This is a genomic window from Bradyrhizobium sp., assembly GCF_016462955.1.
Taxonomy (GTDB): domain Bacteria; phylum Pseudomonadota; class Alphaproteobacteria; order Rhizobiales; family Xanthobacteraceae; genus Bradyrhizobium.
In genome coordinates, this window is the sequence record NZ_JAEMSD010000429.1 from 1 (window position 1) to 5,381 (window position 5,381).

The 5,381-nt window shown below is 66.3% G+C and carries 4 protein-coding genes; all 4 read left to right on the forward strand.

Annotated features, from left to right (window positions below):
• Window positions 1-2,328: adenylate/guanylate cyclase domain-containing protein (locus JHD07_RS30645; protein ID WP_291628918.1), on the forward strand; the 2,328-nt coding region annotated here is incomplete at its 5' end.
• A 237-nt stretch (window positions 2,329-2,565) separates the two neighbouring features.
• Window positions 2,566-3,432, forward strand: coding sequence for a hypothetical protein (locus JHD07_RS30650; RefSeq protein WP_291628919.1), 867 nt, complete (start codon window positions 2,566-2,568; stop codon window positions 3,430-3,432).
• Window positions 3,433-3,542: 110 nt separating this feature from the next.
• Window positions 3,543-4,271 (forward strand): GntR family transcriptional regulator, encoded by a 729-nt coding sequence (locus tag JHD07_RS30655; protein WP_291628920.1) that lies wholly within the window; start codon window positions 3,543-3,545, stop codon window positions 4,269-4,271.
• A 47-nt stretch (window positions 4,272-4,318) separates the two neighbouring features.
• Entirely contained in the window at window positions 4,319-5,281 is a 963-nt protein-coding gene (locus JHD07_RS30660) for an ABC transporter substrate-binding protein (RefSeq protein ID WP_291628921.1), read from the forward strand.
• The last annotated feature ends 100 nt before the right edge of the window (window positions 5,282-5,381 follow it).

Genomic DNA, 5,381 nt, shown 5'->3' on the forward strand with positions numbered 1-5,381 from the left:
ATCTCCTACCGCGCCACAAGGGCGCAGCTGACCGACGGGCTGGAGGACAAGGCGCAAGCCGCCGCGCGGCGGATCGAACAGTCGATCTCCGAGCTCGACCGCCAGATCAGCTGGGTGACGCGGGCGAGCCAGGACACGCTGGAGAAGCGCCGCGCCGACTATGCGTCCTTGCTGCACCAGGTCTCAGTCGTCAACCAGCTGTTCCAGCTCAACGGCGACGGCCGCGAGGTGCTGCGCGTCTCCAGGCAGTCGACCACGACTGGCGGCAGCGCCGACCTCTCCCGTGACGTCCGCTTCACCGACGCCGTTACCCGCGGGGTCAGCTATGCGCCGGCCTGGTTCGCCGACCGGACGCCGATGATGTCGATCTCGGTGGCGCATTCCGGATTCAATGCCGGCGTCACCGTCGCCGAGATCGATCTCGGCTTCCTCTCCGACTTCCTCTCGGACGCCCAGGTCGGCAAAGCCGCCTTTGCTTACGTGATCGACCCGCGCGGCCGTGTGTTGGCGACGTCGTCGAAGGGGCCCGAGATCGGCCAGGACCTCTCCAGGCTGCCGCAGGTTGCGGCCGCGATCGCGCCCGACCGCGCGGTCGCGACATCGGGCACCGACCTCAACGGCCAGTCGGTGATGAGTGCAGCCACCATCGTGCCGAAGCTCGGCTGGTACGTGATGTTCGAGCAGCCGAGCACGCAGGCGCTGATGCCGATCCGCGACCAGCTGGTCCGCATCGCGCTTCTGATCGGCATGGGCCTGATGGTCGCGATCCTCGCCGGCACGTTGCTGGCCCGTCGCATGATCATCCCGATCACGGCCCTGCGCGACGGCGCCTACAGGCTCGGCGAAGGCGATTTCAGCCACCGCATCGACGTGCACACCTCCGACGAGCTGGAAGACCTCGCCGGGCAGTTCAACCGCATGGCCGACCAGATCCAGGAGACCTATTCGAACCTGGAGACAAAGGTCGAGGAGCGCACCCGCGACCTCGCGCAGTCGATCCACGAGCTCAAGGTGCTCGAGGAGGTCGGCCGTGCGGTCGCCTCCTCGCTCGACCTCAACGCGGTTCTTGCGACCATCGCCGGGCGCGCCATCGAGATCACCCGTGCCGACGCGGTGCTGATCTACGGCTTCGATTCCGAGGCGCGCCGCTTCAACTTGGTCGAGGCTGATGGCATCGACAGATCCGCCGACGGCGCGCATGTCACCATAGCGCAGGGCGACAACATCCTGAGCGATGCCGCCGCGAGCGGCGAGCCGATCGCGCTGGCCGAGCTCGGCGAGGCCGCCGAACAGCCGCTGCGCGAGGCCGCGCTCGCGGCCGGCTTCAACTCGGTGCTGGTGGTGCCGCTGATCGACCAGCAGGGCACGCTGGGCGCACTCGTGGTGCTGCGCCGCGCCGCGGGCGCGTTCGCGCCCAGCGTCATCGGCTTGATGCGCACCTTCGCCAACCAGGCCGTGCTGGCGATGCGCAACGCGCAGCTGTTTTCAGAGGTCGACCACAAGAGCCAGGCGCTGGAGGCGGCGAACACGACCGTGCGCGCCCAAGCCGACAAGCTCAAGCAGCAAACCGAGCAGCTCAAGGACTGGAACAAGTCGCTGGAGGAACGCGTCAGCACCCAGCTCGGCGAGCTCGAGCGCATCCGCAAGCTCGAGCGTTTCCTGGCACCGCAGGTGGCGCAGCTGATCGCTTCCTCCGACAGCCCGGAAGGGCTGCTCACCAGCCAGCGCCGCGAGGTGACGGTGGTGTTCTGCGATTTGCGCGGCTTCACCGCGTTCACCGAAGCGACCGAGCCGGAAGAGGCGATGAACGTGCTGCGCGAATATCACGCAGCCCTCGGCCAGCTGATCTTCAAGTACGAGGGCACGCTCGACAAATATGCCGGCGACGGCGTGATGATCCTGTTCAACGCGCCGATCCAGTTCGAGGACCACACCAGGCGCGCAGTGAAGATGGCGGTGGAGATGCGCGACACCATCGGCCCCCTGACCGAGCGCTGGCGCAACCGCGGCCATAGCCTGGGGTTCGGCATCGGCATCGCGGTCGGCTATGCCACGCTCGGCCAGGTCGGCTTCGAGCAGCGGCTGGAATATGCCGCGATCGGCAGCGTCACCAACCTCGCCTCCCGCCTCTGCGGCGAAGCCAAGGCGGGCCAGATCGTGGCCAGCCGCCGCGTCTACGGCATCGTCGAGCCCTGGGTGGAGGCGCGCGCGCTCGACGATCTCGTGGTCAAGGGCTTCAATCACCCGGTGCTGGCGATGGAGATTTTGAGCTGGCGCGAGGAGGTGGAGAACGTGGTGGATGCGGCCGCGGTGCGGATGCGGGGGTAGCTAAAACAAAACTGGGAAAACAACCCCATGCACAGTACGCGGGGGTTGGGAAATCAATGAGTTACCCGGGCCTCCGCAGCGACCACCGACGACGGCGTGAGCTGGACGGAAATTTTGACTCGTCGGGCAAAACACTGGCAGAACGGCAGCATCCCAGCCCCCTCACGAACCACATCCCTCCTCCCTGCGACCAACCCTCGCCTCAACGGCGAGGCGATATCGATGGGAGACGACCCCGTGGCAATTCCGCTGCCTTCGCGCGCCTATGATCTCAAGATGCTGGACCGGCCCTCCGATCGCGCGCGTGATCAAGGCTGGGTGTTTGGGCTGCCGCCGGGCATCGCGAGCGAGGAATGGCCGCTCGATCCCGTCACCGGCTATCCCTTGATGCACGGCTTCACCTTGCTTCTGCCGGAGGACTATCGGGTGCATGGCGACGACATCGTCGCGTTGTCGTTTTTCGCCACCGCGCCCGATCACAATGACGGCGGCGCGCCCGACGACCCGGAAGTCCGCGAGATGGTCATGGCCCGGCCTTCGCACCCGCGCCTGTCGCGCATGACGGACATTCTCGACTACGCCTATGCCGCGCTGCTGTTGACGCAAGCCGAGTATGACGGCGCGTTCGCGACGCCGCCCGCGCCGCTTGCCCTGGCAACAGCGGAGCGGCCGCGCTGGCTCGATGTCGGCGGCGCGCGCGCCTTCTTCGAGGCCGCGCCGGCTTACGCGAAGAAGATGTTCCCCGCTCCACCGCGCGGCGATCTCGGCGAGAACCGCGCGATCGCCCTGACGCCGCGCGCTGTTGATCCCAACGCCGGAAAGGGCCCGCAGGACGAGTACGTGCGCGAACATCCGCCGACCGGCTATCAGCCCTACTATTATTATCTCGGCGGCAAACCGAACCCCGACAGTTTCCGTCTGCACGACTGGGCCAGGGATCACGCCCACAACCATCTCGGTGGCACCATGCGGCCCTGCCAGGCCGTGCCGGAGATGAGCCCGTTCTACGTCGAGTTCGAGGAATATTTCGGCGGCTACAATTTCGGCGGCGGCAACGCGCAGCTGGACTTCAAGGAGATGAAGTTCGACTGGGCGTGCGGGTGAGACAGTCGCGGCCAGCGTGCCGCTGGCACCAACGTTCAACCTGAGCGACCTAGAAAATCGATTTTCGATTTTTGTTGACCCGCCGACGGGGCGCTGCAATCATTTGCCCGATGGGTCCGCTTCAGTTCGACATGTCGGGAAGTCCCGGTGATGGTCCGCGCAGCCTGACGTCGGCGCTGCACGAGCGGCTGCGCGCCGATATCCTGGCGACGCGGCTGCTGCCGGGCCAGAAGCTGCATATCGCCGGCATCGCCAAGCAGTTCTCGGTGAGCCTTGCAGCGGTGCGCGAGGCGCTGTCGCGGCTCGTCGCCGACGGCCTCGTGCAGGCGTCGGACCAGCGCGGCTTCCGGGTCAGCCCGGTGTCGCTCGCCGATCTCGCCGACGTGACCCAGACCCGGATCGACATCGAAGGGCTTGCGCTGCGCCGCTCGATCGAGCGCGGCGACGATTCCTGGCTCGCCTCGGTGCAATCGACCTGGGCAGCCCTGAAGGCCGTCCCCTATCATTACCCCGACGATCCGACCGCGCATTACGAGGAATGGGTGGTCCGCCACCGCATCTTCCACCGCGCGCTGGTCAACGCCTGCGGCTCGCCATGGCTGCTCGGCTTTCGCGACGTGCTGCACGAGCAGAGCGAGAGATATCGGCGGCTGTCGATCCGTCGCGAGCTCGGCGGCAAGCCGCGCGACGTCGAGGCCGAGCACGAGGCGATCGTCGCTGCCGTGGTGGAGCGCGACGCCGACGCCGCCGTTCGCGCCCTGTCGACGCATTTCGGCATCACCAAGGACTTCGTCGAGCTCGCCGCCTCGCGCATCGCGGAGGTGAGCCGCACGAGCTGACGATTCCCAAGAATTCGACACAAAAAAAGACAGACCGGGAGGAAACAATGAAGATCAATCGTCGTCACGTAGTCATGTCGCTCGTCGCCGCCGCCATATTCGCCGGCCCGGCGAACGCCGCCGATACCATTCGCGTCGGCCTGCCCACCAAAACTTACTGGCCGACGACCATCGCCGAGACCGCGGTGCGTCAAAAGCTGTTCGAGAAGGAAGGCATCAAGGCCGAGCTGACGATCTATCGCAGCGGCGCGGAGACGTTCGAGGGCATGGCTGCAGGCGCCGCCGACATCATCCTCGACCCGCCGTCGCTGGTCTCCGCCGGACGCAAGAAGGGCGTGATGTCGCGCATCGTCGCCAACGCCGCGATGGGCAATTTCGGCTGGCAGCTGATGGTACCGGTCAAATCGACGCTCGACGTCAAGGACCTCAACGGCAAGAAGGTGGCGATCACCGCGGCCGGCTCGGGCTCGGACCTGCTTGCGCTGTGGACCATCCAGGACAAGAAGATCGACTTCACGCTCGTCCACGTCGGCGGCGGAGGGCTGGTGCCGAACCTGCTCGCCGGCAATGTCGACGCCGCCGTGGTCTATTCGCCGCTGAGCTTCCAGATCTCGAAATCGGGCGAAGCCAAGACCATCCTGGATTACGCGACCGCGGTTCCGCCGAACCTCACCGCCGGCTGGATCGTGCTCGACAAGTTCGCCGACGCCAAGCCCGAGCTGGTGCAGAAGGCGGTCAACGCCCTCTACGGCGCGGTCGCCTTCATGCGCGCCAATCGCGACGTCACGGTCAAGCTGATCGCCGAGCTCTACGAGATGCCGCCGGAGATCGCTGCCCTCGAATACGACAACACCATCATGAAGCTCGAGACCAGCGGCGACATGGGCGCGGCCAATGTGAGCGCGGCCGTGCAGCTCTCGCTCGATCTCGCCAAGCTCGGCGGGCTCAAGGACATCGTGCCGGTCGAGGATGTGATCTCGACCAAGTTCAAGCCGGTTCCGACCAAGTAGTCGCGATGCAGGGCAATCTCGCCATCAACCTGGCGCGGATCGCGATCATCGTCGCGATCCTGGCGCGGTGGGAAATGCTGTCACGCACCGGCATTGTCAA

Excerpts from the sequence above, each read along its gene's own strand:
- JHD07_RS30655 (WP_291628920.1), top strand. The coding sequence starts at position 3,543 with ATGGGTCCGCTTCAGTTCGACATGTCGGGAAGTCCCGGTGATGGTCCG.
- JHD07_RS30660 (WP_291628921.1), top strand. The coding sequence starts at position 4,319 with ATGAAGATCAATCGTCGTCACGTAGTCATGTCGCTCGTCGCCGCCGCC.